Annotated in this window: 25 protein-coding genes; 15 read left to right on the plus strand and 10 right to left on the minus strand. The window is 69.1% G+C overall.

Features of this window, described 5'->3' with window-relative positions; genetic code table 11:
- Window positions 1–107: 107 nt before the first annotated feature.
- Window positions 108–899, plus strand: a complete 792-nt coding sequence (locus RIN43_RS04970) for an IclR family transcriptional regulator (RefSeq protein WP_309127776.1) — start codon at window positions 108–110, stop codon at window positions 897–899.
- 6 nt (window positions 900–905) lie between these two features.
- Here RIN43_RS04970 and pepE read toward each other — a convergent pair whose 3' ends face one another.
- Both pepE and RIN43_RS04980 read right to left on the minus strand, forming a co-directional pair.
- On the minus strand, window positions 906–1,625 hold the full coding sequence (gene pepE / locus RIN43_RS04975) for a dipeptidase PepE (protein WP_309127777.1): 720 nt from the start codon (window positions 1,623–1,625) through the stop codon (window positions 906–908).
- Window positions 1,622–2,416 carry an IclR family transcriptional regulator gene (locus RIN43_RS04980; RefSeq protein WP_309127778.1) on the minus strand — a complete coding sequence of 265 codons (795 nt, stop codon included), beginning with the start codon at window positions 2,414–2,416 and terminating at the stop codon, window positions 1,622–1,624. Before RIN43_RS04980 ends, pepE begins: the two co-directional genes overlap by 4 nt.
- Window positions 2,417–2,561: 145 nt before the next feature.
- On the opposite strand from RIN43_RS04980, the gene RIN43_RS04985 reads away from it, so the two are divergent.
- The 8 genes from RIN43_RS04985 to RIN43_RS05020 all read left to right on the plus strand — a co-directional run bounded on the left by RIN43_RS04985 (window position 2,562) and on the right by RIN43_RS05020 (window position 10,787).
- Window positions 2,562–3,569, plus strand: coding sequence for an ABC transporter permease (locus RIN43_RS04985; protein ID WP_309127779.1), 1,008 nt, complete (start codon window positions 2,562–2,564; stop codon window positions 3,567–3,569).
- Window positions 3,562–4,461 carry an ABC transporter permease gene (locus tag RIN43_RS04990; protein WP_309127780.1) on the plus strand — a complete coding sequence of 300 codons (900 nt, stop codon included), beginning with the start codon at window positions 3,562–3,564 and terminating at the stop codon, window positions 4,459–4,461. The genes RIN43_RS04985 and RIN43_RS04990 overlap by 8 nt, the downstream gene beginning before the upstream one ends.
- A 68-nt stretch (window positions 4,462–4,529) precedes the next feature.
- Window positions 4,530–6,110 carry an ABC transporter substrate-binding protein gene (locus RIN43_RS04995; protein ID WP_309127781.1) on the plus strand — a complete coding sequence of 527 codons (1,581 nt, stop codon included), beginning with the start codon at window positions 4,530–4,532 and terminating at the stop codon, window positions 6,108–6,110.
- A 41-nt stretch (window positions 6,111–6,151) separates the two neighbouring features.
- On the plus strand, window positions 6,152–7,429 hold the full coding sequence (locus RIN43_RS05000) for an ArgE/DapE family deacylase (RefSeq protein WP_309127782.1): 1,278 nt from the start codon (window positions 6,152–6,154) through the stop codon (window positions 7,427–7,429).
- A gap of 34 nt (window positions 7,430–7,463) precedes the next feature.
- The gene (locus RIN43_RS05005) at window positions 7,464–8,411 is read left to right on the plus strand and encodes a DUF1177 domain-containing protein (RefSeq protein ID WP_309127783.1); all 948 of its coding nucleotides are present in this window, start codon (window positions 7,464–7,466) and stop codon (window positions 8,409–8,411) included.
- A 5-nt stretch (window positions 8,412–8,416) separates the two neighbouring features.
- Window positions 8,417–9,256 (plus strand): ABC transporter ATP-binding protein, encoded by an 840-nt coding sequence (locus tag RIN43_RS05010; RefSeq protein WP_309127784.1) that lies wholly within the window; start codon window positions 8,417–8,419, stop codon window positions 9,254–9,256.
- Window positions 9,253–10,116 (plus strand): ATP-binding cassette domain-containing protein, encoded by an 864-nt coding sequence (locus RIN43_RS05015; RefSeq protein WP_309127785.1) that lies wholly within the window; start codon window positions 9,253–9,255, stop codon window positions 10,114–10,116. The genes RIN43_RS05010 and RIN43_RS05015 overlap by 4 nt, the downstream gene beginning before the upstream one ends.
- Window positions 10,113–10,787, plus strand: a complete 675-nt coding sequence (locus RIN43_RS05020) for an AroM family protein (RefSeq protein ID WP_309127786.1) — start codon at window positions 10,113–10,115, stop codon at window positions 10,785–10,787. The genes RIN43_RS05015 and RIN43_RS05020 overlap by 4 nt, the downstream gene beginning before the upstream one ends.
- A 7-nt stretch (window positions 10,788–10,794) precedes the next feature.
- Here the strand turns inward: RIN43_RS05020 and RIN43_RS05025 are convergent, their stop codons facing one another.
- The 6 genes from RIN43_RS05025 to RIN43_RS05050 are packed head-to-tail and all read right to left on the minus strand — an operon-like array spanning window position 10,795 to window position 17,211.
- The gene (locus tag RIN43_RS05025) at window positions 10,795–11,598 is read right to left on the minus strand and encodes an HpcH/HpaI aldolase/citrate lyase family protein (RefSeq protein WP_309127787.1); all 804 of its coding nucleotides are present in this window, start codon (window positions 11,596–11,598) and stop codon (window positions 10,795–10,797) included.
- Complete coding sequence (locus RIN43_RS05030) at window positions 11,583–12,365, minus strand: fumarylacetoacetate hydrolase family protein (protein WP_309127807.1); 783 nt, start codon at window positions 12,363–12,365, stop codon at window positions 11,583–11,585. The genes RIN43_RS05025 and RIN43_RS05030 overlap by 16 nt, the downstream gene beginning before the upstream one ends.
- 2 nt (window positions 12,366–12,367) lie before the next feature.
- On the minus strand, window positions 12,368–13,534 hold the full coding sequence (gene hpaD, locus RIN43_RS05035) for a 3,4-dihydroxyphenylacetate 2,3-dioxygenase (RefSeq protein ID WP_309127788.1): 1,167 nt from the start codon (window positions 13,532–13,534) through the stop codon (window positions 12,368–12,370).
- Between the two features lie 19 nt (window positions 13,535–13,553).
- Window positions 13,554–15,074 (minus strand): 5-carboxymethyl-2-hydroxymuconate semialdehyde dehydrogenase, encoded by a 1,521-nt coding sequence (gene hpaE, locus RIN43_RS05040; RefSeq protein WP_309127789.1) that lies wholly within the window; start codon window positions 15,072–15,074, stop codon window positions 13,554–13,556.
- Window positions 15,071–15,757 carry a GntR family transcriptional regulator gene (locus RIN43_RS05045; protein WP_309127790.1) on the minus strand — a complete coding sequence of 229 codons (687 nt, stop codon included), beginning with the start codon at window positions 15,755–15,757 and terminating at the stop codon, window positions 15,071–15,073. Before RIN43_RS05045 ends, hpaE begins: the two co-directional genes overlap by 4 nt.
- Window positions 15,754–17,211 carry a fumarylacetoacetate hydrolase family protein gene (locus RIN43_RS05050; RefSeq protein ID WP_309127791.1) on the minus strand — a complete coding sequence of 486 codons (1,458 nt, stop codon included), beginning with the start codon at window positions 17,209–17,211 and terminating at the stop codon, window positions 15,754–15,756. Before RIN43_RS05050 ends, RIN43_RS05045 begins: the two co-directional genes overlap by 4 nt.
- Window positions 17,212–17,343: 132 nt before the next feature.
- Here RIN43_RS05050 and RIN43_RS05055 point away from each other — a divergent pair, with 132 nt between their 5' ends.
- From RIN43_RS05055 to RIN43_RS05080, 6 genes are all read left to right on the plus strand, one after another.
- On the plus strand, window positions 17,344–18,726 hold the full coding sequence (locus tag RIN43_RS05055) for an MFS transporter (protein WP_309127792.1): 1,383 nt from the start codon (window positions 17,344–17,346) through the stop codon (window positions 18,724–18,726).
- A 53-nt stretch (window positions 18,727–18,779) separates the two neighbouring features.
- The gene (locus tag RIN43_RS05060) at window positions 18,780–20,639 is read left to right on the plus strand and encodes an FAD-dependent monooxygenase (protein ID WP_309127793.1); all 1,860 of its coding nucleotides are present in this window, start codon (window positions 18,780–18,782) and stop codon (window positions 20,637–20,639) included.
- Window positions 20,640–20,737: 98 nt separating this feature from the next.
- Entirely contained in the window at window positions 20,738–21,703 is a 966-nt protein-coding gene (locus tag RIN43_RS05065) for an ABC transporter ATP-binding protein (RefSeq protein WP_309127794.1), read from the plus strand.
- Between the two features lie 8 nt (window positions 21,704–21,711).
- Entirely contained in the window at window positions 21,712–22,467 is a 756-nt protein-coding gene (locus tag RIN43_RS05070) for an ABC transporter permease (protein WP_309127795.1), read from the plus strand.
- Window positions 22,468–22,477: 10 nt separating this feature from the next.
- Window positions 22,478–23,596: a sensor histidine kinase gene (locus tag RIN43_RS05075; protein WP_309127796.1), complete on the plus strand. Its 1,119-nt coding sequence runs from the start codon at window positions 22,478–22,480 to the stop codon at window positions 23,594–23,596.
- A 44-nt stretch (window positions 23,597–23,640) separates the two neighbouring features.
- Complete coding sequence (locus RIN43_RS05080) at window positions 23,641–24,213, plus strand: DNA-binding response regulator (RefSeq protein WP_375163706.1); 573 nt, start codon at window positions 23,641–23,643, stop codon at window positions 24,211–24,213.
- Window positions 24,214–24,229: 16 nt separating this feature from the next.
- Here RIN43_RS05080 and RIN43_RS05085 read toward each other — a convergent pair whose 3' ends face one another.
- A complete protein-coding gene (locus RIN43_RS05085) occupies window positions 24,230–25,978 on the minus strand; it encodes a thiamine pyrophosphate-binding protein (protein WP_309127798.1) in 1,749 nt (582 codons plus the stop codon).
- 136 nt (window positions 25,979–26,114) lie between these two features.
- Window positions 26,115–26,799 (minus strand): class II glutamine amidotransferase (locus tag RIN43_RS05090; protein ID WP_309127799.1); only part of this gene is annotated, 685 nt, incomplete at its 5' end.

Consider the following 26,799-nt stretch of genomic DNA (forward strand, 5'->3'; position numbering starts at 1 on the left):
CGGCGGTGACGTTTGCAAGTGTGGGAGCGGCGAGGCCAGACGCCAAACGAATCCCACTATTTGGGATGGCATCCCGCTATCGGAGCGCTGCTCTTAGAGTGATCCGTGTGGCAACGACATCGCTGCAGACCGTCGAGCGGGCGCTCGCGATCCTTCTCTCGTACTCCGAGACCCGCTCGGAGTGGGGAGTGACAGAGCTGGCGGCCGAGTTCGGCTTGAGTCGCTCTACGGCACAGCGGCTGCTCGCGGCGTTGGCTGAGCAGGGTTTCCTGCGCGTGGTGCCGTACAGCCATCGGTACCGCCTCGGCCCCGCGCTCTGGCGGATGGCACTGCTGTGGGAGCGCACCGGCGGACTCGCGGCCCTCGCCGGACCGGTGCTCGAGCACCTCGCGGCGAGGACCGGCCGCACGGCCGTGTTCGCCATCCCCGACGGCGCGCATGTCCGCGTCGTCGCCGCCGTCGACGGGGTCAGCGGTCCGCCGCGTTCCCACCTGTTCCGCGGGGCGCTGTACCCCGCGCATGCCGGTGCCGCCTCTCGCGCCTATTTCGCCTTCCTCGACCGGCTCGAGCGGCGTGCGCTGCTGGATGACCGGCCGTTCGGCCGCTTCTCCGACCACACGCCCACAGACCTCACGGCGCTGGAAGCGGAGTTCGACAACACCGCCCGACTCGGGTATGCGCTCTCAGAGGGGGAGTACGACGCGCGGACCCGCGCGCTGGGCATGCCCGTGCGCATGGGTACTCGACCTGTCGCCTCCGTCGCCGTCATCGAGGACGTGGCCTCGCACCCCGAGGACGACCTGCTCGACCATCTGCCCGAACTCGAGCAGGCCGCCACGAAGCTCGGCGACGCACTCGTCACACGTGCGCGTCAGGCGACGCCGGCGCGTCAGGAATGAGCGTGATCAGCGCGTCGGCTGCACTAGGGAGGTGATGTCTCCCGAGATCTCCTGCGGCTCCTGCCCTCGGGCGAACAGCAGCGCGGGCCCGAGGCCGGGGGAGACGGCTTCGCCGCCGATCTCGATGCTGTGCTCCCGCACGCGGATCCAGGTTCCCTCCCGTAGCGCCACGACGGGTGTCTCGTTCTCCTCCAGATATTCCGCCAGGCGCAGCGCGCGCGTCTCACCCGCATGCGTCGAGGAGGGATCGGCGTCGAGGTAGTGGCAGTTGATCTGGAACGGCACGAGGCCCAGCGCCTCGAATCGTCCGGGGAACACGATCGGCATGTCGTTGGTGGTGCGGATGCTGGGAGCGGCGAGGTTGGTGCCGGCACTCGCGCTGAGGTACGGGCGTCCCGCATCCGCGTGCGTGCGCAGTGCGACGTCGAGTCCGAGGGCCACCACGTTCTCGAGCAGGCGGAAGGTGTTGCCGCCGCCGACGAACACCGCGGATGCCCCTGACACCGCCTCGGCGGGCGAAGCGGACTCGTGCGCGCCGCGGACGGCGATTCCGTGCGCGGCAAAGGCTTCGCGCACCTTCGCCGTGTACGCGTCGTGGTCGGCGAGTGCGTAGGGCACGAACACGATCTCGTCGATGCCGTCGAGAGCGGGGAGCACGACGTGCCAGGCGTGGTCGAGGTAGGGAAGTCCGACGTTCGTGGAGTTGGACAGCAGGAGCAGATTCATTCGTGGAGCTTTCGCTGAGGGGCGTGCGAGGAGAGGAGGTTGCCGATCTGCTGGGCGGTGCGCAGCAGCACGTCGAGGTGATCGTGGATGTCGCCGAGGCGCTCCCGCTTGTGCTCGCCGATGCTCACCGATCCCACGGGACGCCCGGTGACGAACACGGGAGCGGCGAGGGCGCGCGTGTTCTGGTCGTACTCACCGGCCGAGTAGGCCCAGCCGACGTCGGCTACCTTCTGCATGTCGGCTTCGACCTCCGCCGCATCCAGAGCGGTGAGGTCGCTGAACTTCGCGAGCGGCCGGTGATACATGAGCTGCTGGCGCTGGCCGGCGGAGAGGAAGGCGAAGTAGGCGCGCGACGTCGCCCCGGCGTGCGCGGGGTACAGCTCGCCGACGAGCGGATGATCGCGCATCGGACTCGTGCCCCCGTCGACCGCCGCGACGCATCGCACGTACGCGCCGTCTGCGAGCGCGAACACGGCGGTACGCGATGAGGCGTCGGCGAGATCGGCGAGCAGGGGTTCGACGAGCACGGCCATGCCGCCGCGCCGTTCCCAGGTCGAGGCGATCCGCCAGAGGGCGGGGCCGAGGCGGTACCGGCGCGTCGTCCGGTCGGCATGCAGGAACCCGCGCGCGGCCAGCGTGCTCAGCAGCCGCTGCGCCGCCGACTTGTCGAGATCGAACTCTTTCGCCAGGTCGGTCACGCCCCAGTCCGTGCGCCGTTCGGTGAACGACAGCAGGATGCTGAGCGCACGATCGACCGTCTGCAGCGGCGCGCGCGCGTTGGTGTCGGACATGGGTGACCCCCTCTGCCGTCAGCCTAGGGTGCGCTCGACGGCGCACGCATCATCATCTCATATAGTGAGAAAGAGTTGCGCGCGGCTTGACCCCGCCCGGATAGTGGGTCGCACCCGCCCGAAGTCGTCATCGACAAGGAGAGCAGTGCGCACCATAACTCGCCGAGTGCTGGCGATGATCCCCACCCTGCTGGGAGTCGTCGTGTGCATCTTCGTGATCACCCGCGTGCTCCCCGGCGACCCGGCCCGGACGCTCGCCGGAGAGAACGCCGCCGAATCCGTGGTCGCCAAGCTGCGTGAGCAGATGGGCTTCGATCAGCCCATCTGGGTGCAGTTCTGGGACTATCTGACGGGGCTCTTCCGCGGCGATCTCGGATACGCGTGGCACACCGGACGCCCCGTGGCCGAGGACTTCGCCACCCGTTTCCCCGCCACCGTCGAGCTCGGTGTCACCGCGCTGCTGATCGGCATCCTGATCGGAGTTCCGCTCGGGATCCTCGGCGCGACCCAGCGCGGCCGCCTGGCGGACCATGCGACGCGCGTGATCTCCTTGCTCGGGGCGTCGATGCCGCTGTTCTGGCTGGGACTTCTCGTCATCTCGCTGTTCTACGGCACCCTCGGCTGGGCCCCCGCACCGGTCGGCCGCATCGATGACACGTTGAACCCGCCGACGCACATCACGGGCCTGTACGTGATCGACAGCATCCTGACGGGTGACACGGCCGCACTGCAGAGCTCTTTGGCACACCTCATCTGGCCCGCGATGGTGCTGTCGGTCGGAGCGGTCGCGATCATCTCGCGCATGACCCGCTCATCCATGCTCGAGGTGCTGGGCCAGGACTACATCCGCACGGCAGCGGCGAAGGGCATGGGACCCGCCAGGGTCGTCGGCGGCCACGCCCTCAAGAACGCCGCTCCCTCCATCGTCACGATCGTCGGCCTCGAGCTCGGACAGCTCCTCGGGGGCGCCGTGATCACCGAGACGATCTTCAGCTGGCCGGGCATCGGCGGCTACGTGGTCGAATCCATCAACGCGACCGACTACGCGCCCGTCCAGGCCATGACCCTGGTCGCCGCGATCATCTACCTGGTGGTGAACCTGCTCGTCGATCTGTCGCAGGGGATCTTCGACCCGAAGGTGCGCAATGTCTGAGACCACCACGCTCACGATCGCCCAGCAGCAGGCGCGGCCCGTCCGCGGCAGGACCACCGCTCTGACACTGCTGCTTCGCAACCCCTCGGCCATGGTCGGAGCGGGGATCATCCTGTTCTGGACGCTGGGCGGGCTGATCACCGCCGTGTGGTCGCCGTATCCGCCCAACATGACGGACGCCGGGCCGCTGTTGGCTCCTCCGTCGGCGGAGCACCTCTTCGGCACCGACAACTACGGACGCGACCTGTTCTCCCGCGTGCTCGCCGGAGCCCGCGTCTCACTGTGGACAGGCGTCATCGCGATCGCGGTGTCGCTGGTGATCGGCGTGCCGCTGGGTGCTGTCGCCGGCTACTTCCGTGGTGCGATAGGCATGACGATCATGCGTGTCATGGACATGCTGCTCGCCTTCCCCTCCCTGCTCCTCGCCATGGCGCTCGCCGTCGCTCTCGGCCCAGGGCTCGCCAGCGCCATGATCGCGGTCGGCATCGTCGGGATCCCCGAGTTCGCCCGCATCATGTACGGCCAGACCGTGTCGCTGCGCGAGCGGGAGTTCGTCGAGTCGTCGCGGGCGATCGGGCTCAAGGACGCGGTGATCCTGTTCCGCCACATCCTGCCCAACGGCCTCGTCCCGATCATCGTGCGCTGCGCACTCGGCATGGGCTACGCGATCCTGACCGCGGCCGCGCTGAGCTTCATCGGGCTCGGCGCCCAGCCGCCGCTCGCCGAATGGGGCGTCATGATCTCCGACGCCCGCGGCTACATCATCTCGGGGGAGTGGTGGATGACCCTGTTCCCCGGCATCGCGATCGCCTCGTCGATCCTCGGATTCAACCTGCTCGGTGACGGCCTCCGCGACGTGCTCGATCCACGTCTGAGGACCTCAGCTCGCTGACGCCAGGGGCCACGAGACCCCGCACGTCACGAGACACCGAAACCCGTCCCAACGAAAGGCACCACTCCATGCGCACGCAGAGAATGATCTCCGCCGCCGCAGTCGCCCTCGCCGTCGTGCTGTCGACCGCCGGCTGTGTGGCGAACGCGAACTCCAATGCGAACACCGACGCCCAAGGCGCGGACCAGACGCTGACCATCGCATACTCCGAGGGCGGAAAGACCCTCGATCCGGCGGAGGCGAACGACGGCACGAGCGACACGCTCGTCGTGGCGGCATACGACCAGCTCGTCACCTACGGCACCAAGGAGGTCGACGGCAAGCGCGTGTCGGACACCGCCACGATCGCTCCCATGCTCGCGACCGAATGGGAGGTGGACGACACCGACACCGTCTACACCTTCACGCTTCGCGACGACGTCTCGTTCCAGTCGGGCAAGAAGCTCACCGCCGATGACGTCGTGCGCTCGTTCGAGCACATCGAAGCCTCGGCATCCGCCAGCTTCCTGTACGGCATGGCCGGGATCTCCACCGTCGAGGCGACGGATGAGCACACGGTCGTCGTCACCCTCACCGCGCCGAACCACCTCTTCCTGCAGATCCTGCCGATGTACTCGTTCTCCATCCTCGACATGGATCTCGTCGAGAAGAACGGCGGCGCCGAATGGCTGGCGACCAACACCGCGGGCACCGGCCCGTATGTCATCGACAGCTGGGACCCCGCCAGCGCGGCGAAGCTCAGCCGCAACGAGGACTACTGGGGCGAAGCCCCCGCCCTCGGCACGGTGAACCTGAAGTTCATCACGGACCCCTCCAACCGCCTGCAGCTGCTCAAGAAGGGCTCCGTCGACGCCGCGCTCGAGGTCGCGCCGAAGGATCTCGAGGGCCTCGAAGGCGATGGCGTCGTCGTCGACTCCCGACCCAGCAACAAGATCCTGTACTTCGCGATGAACAACGCCATCGCTCCCTTCGACGACCCGAAGGTGCGCGAGGCGATCACGTACGCGATCCCCTACGACAAGCTCATCGACGACGTGATGAAGGGACAGGCCAGCCCGATGCGCTCGTCGGTCGCCAGCTCGACGCCCGGATTCACCGAGCAGGGCAACGAGGCCGAGTACGACCTCGACAAGGCCAGGACACTGCTCGCCGAGGCCGGGTACCCCGACGGGTTCACATTCGACTTCACGCTCGGCTCCGGCTTCTCGGACTGGAACGACGACGCGGTGCTGATCCAGTCGGAGCTCGCCAAGATCGGCGTGACCATGAACATCACCAACATGGCCCGCGCGCAGTTCCTCGAGGCGCTCGCCGGCAAGCAGGTGCAGGCCTACATCAGCCGCTGGACCTCGTTCGTCAACGACCCCGGCTACCACCTGGGCCTGCTGATGACCTCGGACGGCACCAGCAACTACATGAACTACTCGAACGCACGCGTCGACCAGCTGTGGAAGGAGGCCGCCTCCGAGCCCGACGCCGAGGTGCGCAACGAGAAGTACGGCGAGATGCAGGAGCTGATCAGCGAGGAAGCGCCCTGGGCGTACCTGTACGAGTACAACATCGCTGTCGCGCACGATGAGGGCCTCGAGGGCTACACCTCGTACCCCGACGGGCTGATCCGCTTCTTCCAGCTGAGCAAGTCCGAGTGACCACGCACGCGCCCCCGACCGGACGAGAGAGACGAGAGAGCATGATGCAGGCAGACTGGGAGACCCGGATCCTCGAGGCGGTGGAAGAGACGGCGGACGAGCTTCTGGAGCTCGCCGGCCTCCTCATCCGCACCCCGAGCGAGAACCCTCCCGGAGACTGCACGGAGATCGCTGACGTCATCGCCGCCCATCTGCGCGGTGCCGGCATCGACGCGGAGCTCCTCGATGCCGGTCAGGGGCGCGTGAGCGTCGTCGCGCATCGCGGTGAGAAGGGCGAGGGGCAGCGACACCTCGTCTTCGCAGGACACCATGACGTCGTCCCCGTGGGGGACGTCAGCCGCTGGTCGTTCCCTCCGTTCGCCGGCGACGTGGTCGACGGCTGGCTGCGCGGCCGCGGAGCCAGCGACATGAAGGCCGGGCTGGCGGGTCTCATCCACGTGTTCATCCTGCTCGCGCGGCTCGGCGTGCCGATCGCCGGCCGGCTGTCGCTGGCCTCAGTGCCCGACGAGGAGACCGGCGGGCGGCTCGGCGCCGACTGGGTGCTCGACCAGGGTGCGCTCGATGGCGCCGACGGAGGCATCATCGCCGAGCCGGCCGAGCGCGACCACCCCACCATCGGGCAGAAGGGCAGCAACTGGTTCCGCCTGACCATCAAGGGCAGGCCGGGGCACGGCAGCCTCCAGCCGGTGCATGGCACCAGCGCCAACCTGCTCGGCGCCAGGGCGATCATCGCCCTGCAGCGGCTGTGGGACATGACGCCGGACGCGCCCGAGGAGGTTCGCCAGCTGATCGCGGACTCGAAGCGGTTCGCGGTGCAGCGCGAGGGCTACGCCCCTGAGGTGGCCGACGTGTTCGAACACGTCACGATCAACGTCGGCACCATCGCCGGCGGCACGTCGACCAACGTCGTCGCCGACACCTGCGTGATCGAGTTCGACACCAGGGTGCCGATCGGACTCTCCCGAGCCGAGGTGCTCGCCCGCGTGCGCGAGATCCTCGCCGAGGAGGGCATCGAAGCCGAACTCGAGCCGCTCGGCTTCATGAGCGAGCCGAACTGGACCGTGCCGACCGACCCCATCGTCGAGACGCTGGTCGGCGCTCTGCGAGAGCTCTCCGACCCCGAGGCGCAGGGCGTGCTGCAATGGGCGTCCTCCGACGCCCGCACGTTCCGCAGCCACGGCATCCCCGTGCTGCAGTACGGCCCGGCCGATCTGCAGACCATCCACAGCTTCGACGAACGCGCGCTTGCCGCGGACGTCGTCCTCGCCGCCAAGGTCTACGCCTTGAGCGCCATCCGCTACCTCGGGCTCACCTCCTGAGGCCCCGGCAGACACGAAGAAGAGAGAGAAAAGCATGCTGAATCAGGTACTCGACGTCGTCGACCTGTTGGACTCCCCGCAGACGTCGGGCGATGCCCTGGCCGCCTACCTGCGTGCCCAGGGCGCGGAGGGCGTCGAGATCCACGTCGAGACGATCACCGGAGACTCGGGGAAGTCCACCGACTTCATGCGCGTCGTCATCCCCGGATCCGACGGTAAGCGCGGCGGTGGGTCGGCCCCCACGCTGGGCGTCATCGGCCGTCTGGGCGGAGCGGGCGCGCGGCCGGAGCGGATCGGATTCGTGTCGGATGGCGACGGCGCCGCCGCCGCTCTCTCGGCTGCCGCGAAGCTGCTGCAGATGAAGGCCCGCGGCGACGTGCTGCCCGGCGACGTCATCGTCACCACCCACGTCACCGGCTGGGCGCCGACGGAGCCGCACGATCCGGTGCCGTTCATGGGATCGCCTGTCGACATGGGCACCATGAACCGGCACGAAGTCGACGAGGAGATGGACGCCATCGTCTCGATCGACACCACCAAGGGCAATCGCACGATCAACCACCGCGGAATCGCCATCTCGCCCACGGTCAAGGAGGGCTACATCCTCCGGCCGAGCGAGGATCTCGTCGGCATCGCGGAGTCGGTGACAGGCGTCCCCGCAGTGGTGTTCCCCCTCGCCACGCAGGACATCACGCCCTACGGCAACGACCTGCACCATCTCAACTCGATCCTGCAGCCCGCGGTGGCGACCACCGCGCCCGTGGTCGGCGTGGCTATCACCACCGCCGTGCCGGTCGCCGGGTGCGCCACCGGAGCGAGCCACGAGGTCGACATCGAACTCGCCGCGCGGTTCGCCGTCGAGACCGCCAAGTACTTCGGTGCCGGACAGGTAGCGTTCCACGACCCGGAGCAGTTCGCCCACCTCGTCGACCTGTACGGCAACGCACACCACCTGCAGACCCTCGGGCGCAAGGCGGGCTGACGAACATGACGGCTCTTCTCCGTGTCGAGGACCTCACCGTCCAGGTCCGCGCCCAGCACGGCATCAGCACGCCGGTCGGCGGGATCAGCTTCGACATCGAGCGCGGCGAGACCCTCGGGATCGTGGGCGAATCCGGCTCGGGGAAGAGCCTCACCGCCATGTCGATCATCCAGCTGCTGCCCACCAGGGCGGTGCGGATGACCGGCGGGCGGATCCTGTTCGACGGCGAGGATATGGCCGGCTTCAGCGCCGCTCACATGCGACGGATCCGGGGGCGCCGGATCGGCACCATCTTCCAGGAGCCGATGACAGCGCTGAACCCCGCCTTCACCATCGGCTTCCAGATCGCCGAACCGCTGCGCCGCCACCTGAAGCTGAACCGGCGACAGGCCGCAGCGCGCGTGGTCGAACTGCTGGAGATGGTGGGCATCCACCGCGCCGCGCAGATCGCCGATTCGTACCCGCACCAGCTGTCGGGCGGTATGCGCCAGCGCGCGATGATCGCGATGGCGATGTCCTGCGAGCCCGACCTCCTCATCGCGGACGAACCGACTACGGCACTCGACGTCACCACCCAGTCGCAGATCCTCGATCTCATGCTCGACCTGCAGGAGAGCCACGGCACCGCCATCCTGCTGGTCACGCATGATCTCGGGGTCGTCGCCCAGACATGCCGCCGCGTGGTGGTGATGCGGCGCGGGCAGATCGTGGAGAAGTCCGACGTCGACACCCTGTTCCGTGAGCCGGAGCATCCGTATACCCGCGGCCTGCTGGAGTCGATGCCGTCGCGCAACGCCGGCAAGAGCAGGCTTCCCACTGTCAGCGAGAGAGCAGGGCATGCATGAGCACGCTGCTGAGCATCAGGGGACTCGTCAAGGAGTACCCCCGGCGCGGAGCCCGCAGGGGCGAACCGCCCTTCCGTGCGGTCGATGAGGTCGACCTCGACCTCGAAGAGGGCACGACCCTCGCGATCGTCGGGGAGTCGGGGTCGGGTAAGTCGACCACCGGCCGCTGCGCCCTGCGCCTCATCGAGCCGACCGCCGGCAGCGTGGTCTACGACGGCGTCGATCTCGTCGGGCTCGCACCCGATGAGATGCGCCGCCGAAGGTCGCAGATGCAGATCGTCTTCCAGGACACCTACGCCTCACTCGACCCGCGCTGGACCGTCGGGCGGCTGCTGGCCGAGCCCCTCGAGCTGCACCAGCGACCCGGCCGCCGCGAACTGCGCAGCCGCATCGGCGAGATGCTCGAGATCGTGGGGCTCGAGGCCGCACACGCCGACAGATACCCGCACGAGTTCTCCGGCGGGCAGCGCCAGCGCATCGGCATCGCGAGGGCTCTCATGCTCAAGCCCCGCCTGGTGGTGTGCGACGAGCCCGTCTCCGCGCTCGACGTCTCGGTGCAGGCGCAGGTGCTGAACCTCATGAAGGACCTGCAGGACGAGTTCGGCCTGAGCTATCTGTTCATCTCGCACGACATAGCCGTGGTCGAGTTCATGGCGGACGACGTGATCGTGATGAACCAGGGGAAGGTGGTCGAATCCGGGCGCTGCGCCGACGTGCTCGCCGATCCGCGGGATCCGTACACTCGGGCGCTGCTCGCCGCCGTTCCCGAGCCCGATCCCGCCGCCGCCCGTGACCGCGCCTCGCGCCGCGCCGTCGTCGAGGCAGGCCTGCGCGCGGCGGCCGAGGAGGAGGCCGGATGATCCTCGGATGCGTCACCATCGGCCAGGCGCCGCGCGTGGACGTGGTCCCCGACATCGAGCCGTTGCTGCCCGGCATCCGAATCGTCGAACGCGGTGCGCTCGACGGACTCGACGCCGCTGGGATCGCCGCTTTGGCTCCGGAGCCGGGCAGGGCCGCGCTCGTCTCCCGACTGCGCGACGGCGGCTCGGCCGTGCTCGATGAGGAGCGGATGCTGCCGCTGGTGCAGCGTGCGGTCGACGCGGTCGCCGAGGACGGCGCCGGAGCCGTCCTCGTGCTGTGCACCGGGCACCTGCCCTCGTTGCGCTCGCCTGTGCCCGTCTACACGGCCGAGCGACTGGCGAGGGGAGCGGCGACGACACTGGTCGGCGACGACCGCCTCGGCGTGCTCGCACCGACTCCCCGCCAGGTCGACGACATCGCGGCGCGGTGGCGGCGCGATCTCGGTCGCGAGGTCACGGTCGTCGCCGTGGATCCGTACACCGCAGACGACGCCGCGCTGGCAGCCGCGGGCAGCGCGCTCGGGGCGAGCGGCAGCGACTGGATCTTCATGGACTGCATCGGCTACTCGGAGCGAATGGCGGCGATCGTGCAGGACGCTTCGGGCGCACGGACCCTGACCGCCCGCGGCCTCGCGGCCCGGATGGCGGCGGCCGCCGTCGCCGCGAGATGATCAGCGCTCAATAGGTCTCGGCGGCCGCGTCGCCGGATGCCGGGATGAAGCGCGCCGCGAGGGCCTCCGAACCGCGGGCCAGGATCGTGACGTCGGCGCTCGCCGACAGGAAGTCAGCGCCATCGGCGAGGTATGCATCCGACGTGGCGGGATCGAAGGAGTTCACGCCGACCTTCTTGCCGGCAGCGGTCACGGCCGCGAGAACGCGGCGCACGGCGGCCAGCACCTCGGGGTGCGTCTGCTGGCCCGGGAATCCCATCGACGCGGCCAGGTCGGCGGGCCCGACAAGCACGCCGTCCACGCCATCCACGGCGGCGATCTCAGCGGCCGCATCCACCGCATCGCCGGACTCCACCTGCACGATCAGTGACACGTGCTGCGATGCCTCCTGCACGTACCGGTCCACGCGACCCCATCGCCCGCTGCGGGCCAGAGCCGACCCGACCCCTCGGATGCCGTCGGGCGGGTAGCGTACGGCGGCCACGGCCGCGCGTGCCTCGTCGGCGGACGCGATCATGGGCACGAGCAGGTTCTGTGCGCCCGCATCCAGCACCTGCTTGATGACCACGGGATCGTTGAACGGCACCCGTACGAGAGCCGGCACCCGGTACGCGGCGATCACCTGCAGCTGCTGCTGCACGGAGGTCAGGGTGTTGGGTCCGTGCTCCATGTCGATCAGCAGCCAGTCGAGACCCGCTCCCGCACCGATCTCGGCCAGCAGCGGAGACCCGGTGCTCAGCCACATGCCGATCAGCGGGCGGTCCGCCGCCGCGAGCGCATCGCGGAAGGTGGGCTCTAGACGAAGCGGCATTCGATGATTCCCATCTCGCGGTAGTCGCACCGCACGGCATCGCCGCGCGAGACCCACATGGGCCTGGTGAACGATCCTGCCAGGATGACCTCGCCCGCCTCCAGACGCGCCCCGTGCTGGTGGAACTTGTTCGCCAGCCAGGCGACACCGGTGGCGGGGTGCCCGAGTACGCCGGCGGCGACGCCGGTCTCCTCGATCTCGCCGTTGCGCGAGAGCACGCCTGGCACCCAGCGCAGGTCGATCTCTTCGGGGCGCCTGCGCACCGTGCCGAGCACCATCGCCCCGTAGGCGGCGTTGTCGCTGATCGTGTCGACGATCGTGCGCCCCTCGAGCTCGATGTGAGAGTTCAGCACCTCGAGCGCGGGAACTGCGTAGTCGATGGCGGCGAGGGCCTTCTCGAGGGTGCAGTCGGGTCCTTCCAGCGACTCCTTCAGCACGAACGCCAGCTCGACCTCGATGCGCACGTTGGAGAAGTGGTCCACCGGGATCTCGGCGCCGGACTCGTACACCGTGTCGTCGAACATGACCCCGTAGTCGGGCTCGGTGATGCCGGTGGCCTGCTGCATGGCCTTCGAGGTCAGCCCGATCTTGCGGCCCACCAGCCGACGCCCCGCGGCGATCTGCGCGTCACGCCAGACACCCTGGATCGCGTAGGAGTCCTCGACCGTGGCCTCCGGGTACCGTGCGGTGATCCGCGGGATCACGCCGTGCGTACGGTCGGCCTCGGCCAGCTCCGCCGCGAGCTTCGCGATGGTCTCGGCGGGCAGCGTCACAGCTGGTGCCCCAGCTTGTACTCGCCCTGCTTCCACTCCGGCATCGACTCCTCGCCCTGCTCGCGACGGGTGTACGAGAAGCCGTCGGCGCCGATCGTCACCGCCATCTCGCTGGAGTCGGTCCGCGCACGCACGGGCTGCGGGTTCCCGTCGAGGTCGAGCACGAGCGATGCCTCGGTGTACCAGGAGGGGACCACAGGGTTTCCCCACCAGTCGCGGCGCTGATTGTCGTGCACGTCCCAGGTGATGACGGGGTTGTCCGGATCGCCGGTGTAGTAGTCCTGCGTGTAGACCTCCACCCGGTGGCCGTCCGGGTCGCGCAGGTAGAGGTAGAACGCGTTGCTCACCCCGTGGCGGCCCGGACCGCGCTCGATCGCGTCGGAGCGGCGCAGTGCGCCGAGCTTGTCGCAGATCGCGAGGATGTTGTGCTTCTCGTGCGTGGCAAAGCACACGTGGTGCATGCGAGGGCCGTCACCGCCGGTCATCGCGGTGTCGTGGACGGTCGGCTTGCGACGCATCCAGGCGGCGTAGACGGTGCCCTCCTCGTCCTGGATGTCCTCGGTCACGCGGAACCCGAGATCCTGCATGAACTTCACCGCGCGCGGCACGTCGGGAGTGACCTGGTTGAAATGGTCGAGACGCACCAGCTCCCCTGGGATGTGCAGGTCGTAGCGCCACGACATCCGCTCGACGTGTTCTGTCTGGTGGAAGAACTCGTAGGGGAATCCGAGCGGGTCGACCACGCGCACCGAGTCGCCGATGCCCTTCGTGAAACCCTCCTCACTGCGGCGCACATCGCAGCCGAGCTCGGTGTAGAACTCGACGGCCCTATCGAGATCGGCCTCCGACCGCACTCGGTACGAGAACACGGCGACCGCCGCGACCTCGCCCTTGCGCAGTACGAGGTTGTGGTGGATGAACTCCTCGGTCGAGCGGAGGTAGATCGCGTTCTCGTCCTCCTCTGTGACGTACAGCCCGAGGATGTCGACGTAGAACTCCCGGGACGCGGCGAGGTCGGTGACGACCAGCTCCATGTAGGCGCACCGAAGGATGTCGGGCGGGGAGGCCTTCGGGGTCGCGACGGGGTTCTCGGTCTGGATGGGGGCCTCTTGGCTCACATAGAAGCCCGAGGAGGTGAGGGTCATGTCTGCGCGGTTGGTCATGTCAGCGTCCTTGCGTGAGTCAGCGGGGATCCGGGTCGTCGAGGTCCTGCTTGCCGAACGCGGGGTTGTGCGGCTCGCCGAGCGTGATGTGCACGCTCTGCTGGTCGGTGTAGAAGTCGATGGAGCGGTAACCGCCCTCGTGACCGAGCCCTGATGCCTTCACCCCGCCGAACGGCGTGCGCAGGTCGCGCACGTTGTTGGAGTTGAGCCACACCATGCCGGCCTCGACGGCTTGCGCGAAGTTGTGCGCGCGCTTGAGATCATTCGTCCAGATATACGCCGCGAGGCCGTACCTGGTGTTGTTGGCCAGGGCGAGCGCCTCGTCCTCGGTGTCGAAGGGGGTGATCGCTACCACAGGGCCGAAGATCTCCTCCTGGAAGATGCGTGCGTCCGGTGCCACATCGGCGAAGGCGGTCGGCGCGACGTAGTTGCCCGTCGGGAAGCCGTCAGGGCGTCCACCGCCGGCGACCAGGCGGCCCTCGGTCTTGCCCAGCTCGACGTAGCTCATCACCTTGTCGTAATGCTCGGGATGCACCAGCGCGCCGACCTCGGTGGTCGGGTCGTGCGGGTGGCCGACTTTGACGCGCTTCGTCTGAGCCGCGAAGCGCTCGACGAACTCGTCGTAGACCTCGCGCTGCACGAGAATGCGCGACCCGGCCGTGCAGCGCTCGCCGTTCAGCGAGAAGACGCCGAAGATGCAGGCGTCGATGGCGGTGTCGAGGTCGGCGTCCGCGAAGACCACGGCGGGGCTCTTGCCGCCCAGCTCCATCGACAGGCCCTTCAGGTGCGGGGCGGCGTTGCCGAAGATGATCTGCCCGGTGCGGCTCTCGCCGGTGAACGAGATGAGCGGCACGTCAGGGTGCTTGACGAGCGCGTCCCCTGCGTCCTCACCCAGACCGTTGACGAGGTTGAACACGCCCTTCGGCAGGCCCGCCTCCTCGAAGATGCCGGCCCACAGCGACGCCGACAGGGGGGTGAACTCCGCTGGCTTGAGCACGACGGTGTTGCCGGTGGCGAGGGCGGGGCCCAGCTTCCACGACTCCAGCATGAAGGGGGTGTTCCAGGGCGTGATCAGACCCGCGACGCCGATCGGCTTGCGGTTGACGTAGTTCATCTGCTTGCCCGGCACCTTGAACGCGTCGTCGGCCTGCGCAACGATCAGGTCGGCGAAGAACCGGAAGTTCTCGGCGGCGCGGCGAGCCTGGCCGAGGGCCTGCGTGATCGGCAGGCCCGAGTCGAACGACTCCAGCTCGGCGAGGCGGGCATCGCGCGACTCGACGATGTCGGCGATGCGATGCAGCACGCGGCTCCGCTCGCGCGGCAGCATCCTCGGCCATGGCCCCTCGGTGAACGCGCGGCGTGCTGCGGCGACGGCGCGCTCGATGTCGGCCTTCTTGCCTGCGGCGGCCTGCACGTACGCGTCGTTGGTGACCGGGTTGAGCACGTCGAAGGTGTCACCGTCGATCGAGTCGACGAACTCGCCGTCGATGTAGTGCTGGATCTTGGCCGGCAGATCGGCCGGTGTGTACACGTCGGTCATGATCGTCCTTCTTCAGGGGTGGTCGTCTTCGGATGGCGGGCCTGGAGGAATGCGTCCAGGGTTCGCCAGCGGTGGTTGCGAGCGGCGAGTTCGATATCGAGCGGCGATGCGCCCTCGCGCAGCATCGTGATCAGCTGGGCATGCTCCTCCACCGAATGCTCCGCGCGCCCTGGCACATACGCGAAGGTGGTGTCGCGGATGCCGGAGAGCCGCGCCCATCCGCGGTGAACCATCTCGAGCACCTGAGGGTTGGGGCACGGCTCGTACAGCACGGAATGGAACTGGCGGTTGAGCTCGGTGAACACGTGGGCGTCGAAGTGATCGAGCAGCCGCCGCATCCGATCGTTGATGTCCGCCGCTCGATCGAGTGCCGCGGCATCGAGCAGCGGGGCCGACAGGGCGGTGGCCGACCCCTCGACGATTCCCAGGGTCTGCATCGTGTGGGCGTACTCGCTCTCATCGACGAGGGTGACACGCGCACCGACATTGCGTTCGAAGCTGACCAGCCCCTCCGCTTCGAGGCGGCGGATGGCCTCACGGACGGGCACGACGCTCATCTTCAGCTGGTCGGCGATGTCGCCGAGCACGAGGCGGTACCCGGGTCCGAAGGCGTGGGCGGCGATGCGCTCGCGGACCCAGGTATAGGCCTGCTCCGACTTGCTCGCGGGACGGACGGCGGTCATGCGCCCTCCCTGGCCTCGTACTTCGCGCGCCACTCGGCGTTCATCGGGAACAGTCCGTCGACGGGGTGACCGGCGGCGACCTGCTCGGCGATCCACACGTCTTCGGTCTCCTGCGCGATGGCCGCGTCGGCCACCTCTTCGGCGAGGGCGGCGGGGATGACGATCACGCCGTCGCCGTCGCCGACGATGATGTCTCCGGGCTGCACCGCCGCGCCGCCGCAGGCGATCGTCACGTCGACCTCCCACGGCACGTGCTTGCGGCCGAGCACCGAGGGGTGGGCGCCCTTCGAGAACACGGGCAGGCCGATCTCGGCGACGGCATCGAAGTCGCGCACCCCGCCGTCGGTCACGACTCCGGCCGCGCCGCGGGTCTTGGCGCGCAGGGCGAGGATGTCTCCGAGCGTGCCGGTGCTCGCGTCCCCACGGGCCTCGATGACGATGACCTCGCCCTCGGCGACGGCGTCGAACGCGCGCTTCTGCGCGTTGTACCCGCCGCCGTGGCTTGCGAAGAGGTCCTCGCGGGCAGGGACGAAGCGCAGGGTCTTGGCGACGCCGACGATCTTCGTACCGGGGAGGTTCGCGGTGACCCCGTCGATGAAGCAGGAGTGCAGGCCGCGCTTGCGCAGCTGGCTCGACAGGCCTGCGGTCGGCGCCTCGAGCAGCTTGGCGCGCAGCTCGGCTGACAGCGCCGGTCGTGCGGGGGCTGCGGTGGGCAGGCCGGCCGCCTCACGCGACCCCCACGCCTCCTCGCGCTGCAGATCGTCCACCGCCGGCATCGAACCCAGCGCGGGGTCGAACGGGATCTCGCCCTCCACGACGGTCGTGCGCAGGCGCCCCGAGGTGGGCGCGCCCGCGGCATTCGGAGCATCCACCTCGACCTCGACGACGTCGCCGGGCACGATCACGGACGAGCCCGCCGGCGTTCCGGTGAGGATGACGTCGCCCGGCTCGAGGGTGAAGTGCTGCGACAGGTCGGCGACGAGCTGCGGAAGAGTGAAGAGCAGCCGCTCGGTCGTGTCGTCCTGCCGGAGTTCGCCGTTGACCCAGGCGCGCACGCGGAGTGCGGAGGGATCGACGGATGCTGCGTCGATGAGCTCTGGCCCCAGCGGGGTGTACCCGTCGCCGCCCTTGGAGCGCACGTTGGACCCCTTGTCGTTGGCGCGCAGGTCGTACAGGCCGAGATCGTTGGCCGCGGTGACGGCGGCCACGTGCGACCAGGCCTCGTCGATCGGCACACGTCGCGCGGCCGTGCCCATGATCAGTGCGATCTCGCCCTCGAAAGCGAGCAGCTCGGTACCGGCCGGGCGCTCGACCGTGCCGCCGGAGCAGGCGACCGAGCTGGCCGGCTTGAAGAAGTAGGAGGGGGCGGCGGGGCGACGACCGCGCTGCTGCGCACGGGAGGCGTAGCTCAGGTGGATCGCGATGATCTTGCCTGGTCGGGTGATCTGCGTCACGTGGCGCCTCCTCGCGCTTTCGTCCGCACCGGTTCGGCGGTGCCTTGTGCGTTGTATCTCAAATCGTATATGATCAACGGGCCAGGTGGCAAGCATCCCGTCGCCGCCGGACAATGACGTCAAGGAGTTCTCATGAGCGATCAGCCCGGTTCCCCCGGATTCACGCCGACAGGAACCATCGCAAGCCCGACGGATCGCCGTCGGGTGGTGTTCGCCACCGTGGTCGGCACCACCGTGGAGTGGTACGACTTCTTCATCTATGCGACCGCCGTCGGCCTGGTCTTCGGCCAGCTCTTCTTCGCCCCGCTCGGCGCGAACAGCGTCCTGATCGGATTCGCCACGGTCGGCGTGAGCTTCCTCTTCCGGCCGCTCGGCGCCTTCCTCGCCGGGCACTTCGGAGACAAGGTCGGCCGCAAGGCGGTGCTGATGTGGACGCTCATCCTGATGGGAGCCGCCACAGCACTCATCGGCGTTCTGCCGACGTACGACGCGATCGGCATCGCCGCGCCCATCATGCTCGTGGTCCTGCGAATCCTGCAGGGACTGTCCGCCGGCGGCGAGTGGGGCGGTGCGGTGCTGATGGCCGTCGAGCACGCGCCGAAGGCCAAGCGCGGCATCTTCGGCGCCTCGCCGCAGATCGGCGTCCCCCTCGGTCTGCTGCTCGCCTCGGGTGTGATGGCCATCATGACGGCCATCGCCCCCGGAGAGCAGTTTGTCGCCTGGGGATGGCGCATCCCGTTCCTGCTGAGCGTCGTGCTGATCCTCGTCGGCTACTACGTGCGCCGTCGCGTGGAGGAGAGCCCCGTCTTCACCGAACTCGCCGAGCGCAAGGAGGAGGCGCAGATGCCGATCGTGCAGCTGTTCCGCAAGCACCTTCTGCTGGTGGTCATCGCCGCGCTGGTGTTCGCAGGCAACAACGCCGTCGGCTACATGACCACGGGCGGCTACATCCAGAACTACTCCACCGACCCCGACGGCCCGCTCGGGCTCGAGCGCGGACCGGTGCTCTGGGCTGTGACCGGATCCGCCGTGACCTGGCTGCTGTCGACCCTGGTCGCCGGCTGGATCTCCGATCGGCTCGGCCGCCGCACGACATACATCATCGGCTGGGTGCTGCAGCTCGGCGGAGTCTTCGCGCTGTTCCCGCTGGTGAACACCGGCAGCGTCGGCCTGCTGTTCGCCGGTCTCGCGATCCTGACCATCGGGCTCGGCTTCACCTACGGGCCGCAGGCGGCGCTGTACACCGAGCTGTTCCCGGCGAGCATCCGCTTCTCGGGCGTCTCGATCTCGTACGCGATCGGCGCGATCGCGGGTGGCGCGTTCGCGCCGACCATCGCCACGGCGCTCGTGCAGGCGACGGGCACGACGATGGCGGTCACCTGGTATCTCGCCGGGATGACGGTTCTCGGGCTCGTCGCGACCCTGCTGCTGCGGGACCGCAGCGGCATCCCGCTCGGCCCCGACCATGAGGCTGAGCAGTCGATCAGCCCGATCCACGGCCTCGCCAGGGCCTGAGCAAATCGTCGGGGCGGATGCTGCGGCATCCGCCCCGCACCCGAGGAGAAGCGATGCAGTTCCACCACCACGGCTACGTCTCCGGAGACCCACGCGTGCTGCCGGCCGAAGGACTCGGGGTCGACCGGCCCGCCGACCTTCCCGACGAGATGGACGTGCTCATCGTCGGCTCCGGGCCCGCCGGGATGCTGCTGGCGGCACAGATGTCGCAGTTCCCCGGCGTCTCGACGCGGATCATCGAGAAGCGCGAAGGCCGCCTGGTCCTCGGTCAGGCCGACGGCATCCAGCCCCGCAGCGTCGAGACGTTCCAGGCGTTCGGTTTCGCCGAGCGCATCGTCGCAGAGGCCTACAACATCGGCTGGATGAACTTCTGGGGGCCTGACCCCGAGAACAGGGCGAACATCATCCGCACTTCGCGCACCGAGGACTACGGTCTCAAGATCAGCGAGTTCCCGCACCTCATCGTCAACCAGGCGCGCGTGCTCGACTACTTCGCCGAGGCGGCAGCGCACGGTCCCGGCCGGATCGTGCCCGACTACGGGATGGAGTTCCTGGGGCTGACCGTGCACGAGACGGGGGAGCACCCCGTCGAAGTGCGCGTCAGGCACGCGACCGGCGAGGAGCGCACGATCCGCGCCAAGTACGTGGTCGGCTGCGACGGCGCGCGCAGCGGTGTGCGTGAGGCCATCGGGCGCAAGCACGTGGGCGTCATGGCGTCGCACGCCTGGGGTGTGATGGACGTGCTGGTGAACACCGACTTCCCCGACTGGCGCACGAAATGCGCGATCAACGCCGAGGCGGGCAACATCCTGCACATCCCTCGGGAGGGCGGGTACCTCAGCAGGGTCTACGTCGATCTCGGCGAGGTGGCGGAGGGTGACAACCGCCAGGTGCGGCGCACGCCGCTGGAGGCGATCATCGCCAAGGCGAACGAGATCCTGCATCCGTACACCCTGGATGTGAAGGAAGTCGCCTGGCACAGCGTGTACGAGGTCGGTCACCGCGTCACCGACGGTTTCGACGACGTCATCGACGGCTCGGGACGCACGCCGCGCGTCTTCCTCACCGGCGATGCGTGCCACACGCACAGCGCCAAGGCGGGGCAGGGCATGAACGTGTCGATGCAGGACGGTTTCAACATCGGCTGGAAGCTGGGCCACGTGCTGACCGGCCGCGCACCCGAAGAGCTGCTCGGCACCTATGCCGCAGAGCGCCGCCCTGTCGCGCAGCAGCTGATCGACTTCGACCGGGAGTGGTCGAGCCTGATGGCGCGGAAGCCCGAGGAGATCTCCGACCCGCAGGATCTCGCGACGTACTACCTCGCGACGGCGGAGTTCCCGTCGGGGTTCATGACCCAGTACGCGGCCTCCATGATCGTGTCGGACGGCGGTCACCAGGACCTCGCGGTCGGATTCCCGCTGGGCAAGCGCTTCAAGTCGGTCGAGGTGACGCGCGTCGCCGACGGCAACGCCGTGCACCTCGGTCACCACGCGAAGGCAGACGGACGCTGGCGTGTGTACGCCTTCGCGGATGCGGATGCGTCGCGACTGGCCGCCTGGGCGAAGGCCGCCGAGCCGGTGTTCGCGCGCTTCACCCCGGCGGACGGCGACGTCGACGCCGTCTTCGATGTGAAGGCTGTCTACCAGCAGCGATACGACGAGCTGGAGATCACCGATGCGCACGCGCTGTTCCTGCCCAAGACGGGACCGTACGGCCTGACCGACTGGGAGAAGGTGTTCGCCGCGGGCACCACCGTCTGGTGCACGCGCGATATCTTCGCCGAGCGCGAGCTGTCACGGGATGGTGTCGTGGTCGTCGTGCGCCCCGATCAGTACGTCGCAGCCATCCTGCCGCTCGATGCGGTCGACGAGCTCGAGCGGTTCATCGAGGGCGCCCTGCTGCCGGCGTCCTGAAGCTGCGCCACGGGCGCGCTCGCGGCGTGACACGTGTCATGAAAAGGAGATGACACGGCCCTCCGGACTCAGGCGCGTCCGTTGACCAGGCTGGAGGCATGACCACAGCAGCCGACATCATCACAGCACCGGACGAGCTCGCGCCGACTCGATCCGCACCCGACACGGCGGTCGCCGTCGAGGGCCTGCGCAGGCACTTCGGCTCGGGCGAGCGCACGGTGAAAGCCGTCGACGGACTCGACCTCCGCATCCGTCGCGGCGAGGTCGTCGCGCTGCTCGGGCCGAACGGGGCGGGCAAGACGACGACGCTCGACATGCTGCTCGGTCTCACGGATCCCACCGCTGGCACCGTCTCGGTCTACGGGCAGATGCCGGCGAAGGCGGCCAGGGACGGGGTCGTCGCAGCGGTGCTGCAGACCGGAGGTCTGCTGTCGGATCTGACTGTCCGCGAGACGGTCGAGGTCATCGCGTCGCTTCACGGGCGCGAGGCGCTGGCGCGCGTGCCAGACGTGATCGACCGTACCGGGCTCGGCGCGCTCGTGCGTCGCCGCATCGCGAAGTGCTCGGGCGGCGAGCAGCAGCGGGTCAAGTTCGCGCTCGCGCTCGTCGCCGACCCCGACATCCTCGTACTCGATGAGCCGACCGCCGGCATGGACGTCACCGCGCGCCGGAACTTCTGGGACGTCATGCGCGCTGACGCGGACGGCGGGCGCACCATCGTGTTCGCTACCCATTACCTCGAGGAGGCCGAGCAGTTCGCCCGCAGGACAGTGGTGATGCACAGAGGCCGCATCGTCGCCGACGCCCCGACCGCGCAGCTGCGCGCGAGCCTCGGCGGGCGGACGCTCGCGGCGAACCTCCCCGCGGGTGGAGGCGACGCGCTCGTACGCCACCTGCGGGACACCCGCGGCATCAGCGACGTCCGGGTGGATGCCATGCGGGTGAGCCTGCGCGCGCTCGACTCGGACGCCGCGGCATCCGCGCTTCTGAACGCCGGAGCGCACGACCTCGAGATCGCCGCACCCACCCTCGAAACCGCCTTCACCGCCCTCACGGAGGACTGACGATGACCATGACGATCTCATCCACGATGCTTCGCATCGAGGCGACGCGACAGCTGCGAAACCCGTACACACTCGCGTTCACGCTCGCGATGCCCGTCGCGATGTACCTGCTGTTCGGAGCGACCGCCGACTACGCCTCGGCATCCGCAGGCAACGGCAACGTCGCCTTCTACGTCATGGTGTCGATGGCGGCGTACGGAACGGCCGTCGCGATGAGCTCGCTCACCTCGCTGGCCGCAACGGAGGCGAAACAGGGCTGGGGGCGCCAGCTCGCCATGACGCCTCTCGGCACAGCCGGATACGCGACGACGAAGCTGCTGACCGCGATCGCATTCGCGGCGCTCGCGGCCCTTGCGGTCTTCGCCGCGGGCCTCCTCACCGGAGCCGAGGCGACCCAGGCCTGGCGGTGGTGGGCGACCGCGGGCATCATCATCGGCATCGGGCTCATGTTCGGCCTGTACGGGTTGGGTGTCGGGCTGTTCTTCAACTCCGACACGGCTGCCGCCCTGGCATCGATCTCGATGACGTTCTTCGCCTTCTTCGGCAACGTGTTCCTGCCACTCGACGGCGTGATGCTCGACATCGCCCGGTTCACCCCGCTCTACGGCTTCGTCTCGCTCAGCCGCTGGCCGCTGACCGAGGGCGCACTCACCACCGGGCAGACCGATCCGCTGTGGATGGTCTTCGTCAACATCGCCGCCTGGGTGATCGTGTTCGCCATCCTCGTGACCGTCGGTGTCAAGCGGTCACGAGCCCGCCGATAGTGTCGACAGCATGACGCATCACCGTCCCCTGCCGATCCCGTCCCGCCAGCGCGGTGCGGGATCGCCATGGGAGCGGTTCGGCTGGCTGATGGCCGTTGTCTGGCTGGTCTTCCTCTTCTACCCGGTGCTGGCACTGCTGCGATCCACGGCCGAACAGGCATGGGTCGTGACGGGCTGGGTCGCGCTGGCCGCCTTCGTCGTGATCTACGTCGCCGGGTTCGTCAACGGGATGAGCTTCGGCGGTGGTGGGCTCACCACCCCGCCGAAGCCCGTCCAATGGGCGGCTTTCGGCGGGCTCATGGTGTGCGCGGCGCTGGCGGTGCCCGCCGCGGGCGGGTCGGCGCTGAGCTTCCTGCCGTTCATCATGTCTTTCGCCTCGTACGGTCTGACGCGCCTGGCGCACTGGGTCACCGTCTCGGTCTGCGTCGCGATCACCGCGATGATCGTGTTCGCCGTCCCCGGCGGGATGTCGTACCTCTCGGTGCTGGCGATCATCGTGATGCTGGGGGTGGTCAACACCGTCTCGACGACCCTGATCATCCGCTCGGACGAGGCGGAACGGCTCGGGCTCGAACTCGCGACCAGCGAGGGGCGCGAGGCGGTGGCGCGTGACGTGCACGATCTCGTAGGGCATTCCCTAACCGTGGTGAGCCTCAAGGCGCAGCTGGTCAGACGCCTCATCGACAGCGATCCCGAGCGGGCCAAGTCCGAGCTCGCCGACATCGAAGCGCTCACCGCCGAGGCGATCGCCGGGGTACGCGCCACGGTCGCCGACGTGCGCACGGCCGCGCTCGCCGACGAGCTGGCCTCCTGCCGCCGTGCGCTGCATGCGGCCGACATCACGATGCGGGTGCAGGGGGAGGAAGCGGCGCTCTCGCCCGCGCAGTCGCTGACCGCGAGCTGGATCCTTCGGGAGGCGACGACGAACGTCCTCCGCCATGCCGAGGCGTCAACGGTGACGGTGCGCATCGCGCCAGGCGGATTCGCCGTGATCGATGACGGACGCGGGCTGATCGGCTCCGAGGGCAACGGCGTGCGCGGTATGCGTGAGAGGGCGAACGCGGGCGGGGCGGAGCTCGCCGTCGTCGCCGCGGAGGGCGGAGGTACGCGCGTGGAGGTGACGTGGTGAACGACGCTGCGGCGATCCGGCTGGTGATCGCCGACGACCAGGCGATGCTGCGCGGCGCCCTCGCCGCGCTGCTGGAGATGGAGGACGACCTGACGGTGGTCGGCGTCGCCGCAGACGGTCAGGAGGCGGTGCAGGTGGTGGCCGGGACTGCTCCGGACGTCTGCCTCATGGACATTCAGATGCCGGGCATGGACGGGATCGCTGCGACGCAGGCGATCCGGCGCGCCAGCGGGGGCACACGGGTGCTCATCGTGACGACCTTCGCGCGGCCCGGCTACCTGCGGGCGGCACTGGAGGCCGGCGCGAGTGGCTTCGTGGTGAAGGACGCGCCCGCGGAGCAGCTCGCCGACGCCGTGCGCCGGGTGCATGCCGGGCTTCGCGTGGTGAATCCCGCGCTCGCCGAAGCGAGCCTGTTCGAAGGCGCGAACCCGCTGTCTGAGCGCGAACGCCAGGTTCTGAGGCTCGCGGCCGACGGACGCAGCGCGGCGGCGATCGCTGCCGAGGTGTTCCTCTCGGCGGGGACGGTGCGCAACAACCTCTCGGCGGCGATCGGCAAGGTCGGTGCCTCGAACCGCGCCCAGGCGGTGCGCATCGCGCAGGACAAGGGCTGGATCTGAGCCGCAGCTGCCGACTCTAGGAGTTCACGCGGATGATCTCCTGCTGGTACGGAGCGATGACGTCGCCGGAGATACGCAGGTCGAGCACCAGGAACCGCCGCTTCGCAGGATCCTCTGCCGTCCACGTGCGCAGCCGGTCGAGATCGTCGAGGGTCCGCACCACGACGCCCTCGGCGCCGACGGCGGCACCGAAGGCGGCGAAGTCGACCTCGGGGATGCGCATCGGTCCCTCGGCCAGGCCCTTGAGCCCGTAGAGGTTCACCTCCGCGCCGTACGCGGCGTCGTTCCAGATCACCGCCATGCCGCGGCCGGCCGCGGCCCGCACCGCCGACTCCAGATCGGCGATCGCCATCAACCCGCCGCCGTCGCCGGAGGTGAGGATCACGGTCGCCTCGGGCCTGGCGCGAGTCGCACCGACGACGCTCGGCCATCCCTGGCCGATGGACTGGAAGGCCGTGCCGACCATCATCATGCGGTCGGGCGCTGCAACCGGCCAGTACATGTTCGCCCAGCCGATGAAGTGCCCGCCGTCCGACACGACGATGCGCTCCTCGGGCAGCAGCTCGGCGATACGACGTGCTGCCGAGCGCGGGTCGAGTCGGCCGTCGGCGGCCAACGGGCTGCCGTGGGCGTACGCGCGGGCGGCAGTGACATCGACGCTCTCGCGCCAGGTGGGCGTGTGCGCTTCGCGCGGGGAAGTGCGCTTCGCGCCGACGTTCTCGGCCGATTCGTCCGCGGCAGGCGCATTCTCCCGTGCGAGACGCTCGGCCGGGCGCCGCTGGTGCGACACCTGCAGCCGCTGAACCATCGCCTCGGCCGCGACCCGGGCATCCGCGCGCACGAATCCGCCGACGTGCGCATGTGTCGCCGCCGGGGCCACATCGACCTGGAACACCCGCGTGCCCGGCGCGAACAGCTCGCCGAAGCGCATCGTGAACTGGTTGAGCGAGGCTCCGAAGACGACCGCCACATCCGCTTCCCGCACCAGCGCCATCGCGCCGTCCGCTCCGAAACCGCCGGTCACTCCGAGGTCGTACCGTTCATCGGGGAAGACGCCTCGGCCGAGGGCTGTGGATGCGGTGAGGGCTCCCGTGGCGTCGGCCAGTGCCCCGAGCGCGTCGCTGGCCCCGGCCAGCCAGGCGCCGCGACCGGCCAGCAGGAAGGGCCGCCGAGCGGATCGCAGCGCATCGGCGATCTCGTCGATCATCCCCTCGGCGAACTCGCCGCGCGGGGCGACCGACGCGGGGATGCGCGGCGACGGAGCCTCCGGCACGGGGCCGGCCTCGAGCGCAGCGACGTCATACGGGATGGCGAGCACGACGGGCACCCGGTAGGTGAGGGCGTGCTCGATCGCGATGACCGTGGTCGCCGCGGCATCCGCGCGCCCGGTGGTGTACGTCCTGGCGCCGACCGCCGAGGCCAGTGCGATCTGGTCGACATCCCAGGGGCGCGGACCGGAGGTCGGTTCGTCGCCGACGACGAGCACCAGGGGCACGTGAGCCTGCACCGCCTCGGCGAGGGCCGTGATCGTGTTCGTGAAACCGGCGCCGTACGTGGACGTGGCCGCTGCGATGCGGCCAGAGGCACGGAAGTGCGCATCGGCGGCGACGACTGCGCCCTGTTCGTGGCGCACGGCCGTGAACACGGCATCCGTGTGGGACTCGAGCGCGTCGAGGAAGTACGCGTTGCCGTTGCCCATCACCCCGAAGACGTGGTCGATGTGCTGGGCGAGAGTGAGGGCGACGTGGGCGGAGACCGTGGGCATGGCGAAGCCTTTCAAGACGAGAACGGAGAGGTCCGTATGTGTCTCGCCGCTCACGCGTCGTCGCTCGAGTGCTTCGTGCCCCTTTTTCGGGCACCGGCCGCGAGGGCCGGACCCCTCGATATTAGCGCCGGGTGGCTCAGTGCTGCATGACTGCGCTGCCCTCGAGCTCGATCGAGGTGCTGCTGCCGTCGTCGAGGCGGATCGCCGTCACGGCTTCCGCCGGAAGGGGGCGCCAATCGTCGGCGGCGACGCCGGTCGACCCGATGAGGAGCACGCCGTCGCGCGTGCGCGTCCACCGCAGCGCGAAGTAGTCCTCGTTGTGCTCGTCGGGAAGGTGAGGATGCCGGGAGATCTCGCTCAGGTCGCGCTCGGAGAGGATGCTGCGTGCGCTGGCGTGCACGACGACCAGCTGCTCGGCGTCGAGCAGGATGGCGTTCAGGCTGGCGAAGGGGAACTCCACGCGTAGCCGGCCGGCCACCCTGGCCGCGGCGTCATGCAGATCGAACCCCAGCGCCAGCTGCTCGCGGATCAGCGCGAAGTAGATCTCGCTGTCGGTGTCACCGCGCAGCTGAGCACGGAACTCGGGGGAGAGCATGGCCCGCAGGTCGTCGAGCGGCTTCAGCGATCCGTTGTGCTCGAACGCCAGGTCGCCCGCCTGGAAGGGGTGAGCGTTGCACTCCGCGACAGGGATGCCGGGCGTGGCCCAGCGCAGGTGCACCATTGCCGAGCGCACGGGAGTGTCCATCGCCGCGGCGAAGCCGGGATCGGATGCGGCGGAATCGGCCGATCGCTCGACGCGTGGGGCATCGCCCGGTTGCGCG

It is taken from the genome of Microbacterium sp. (assembly GCF_031178445.1).
In the GTDB taxonomy this organism is placed as follows: Bacteria; Actinomycetota; Actinomycetes; order Actinomycetales; family Microbacteriaceae; genus Microbacterium.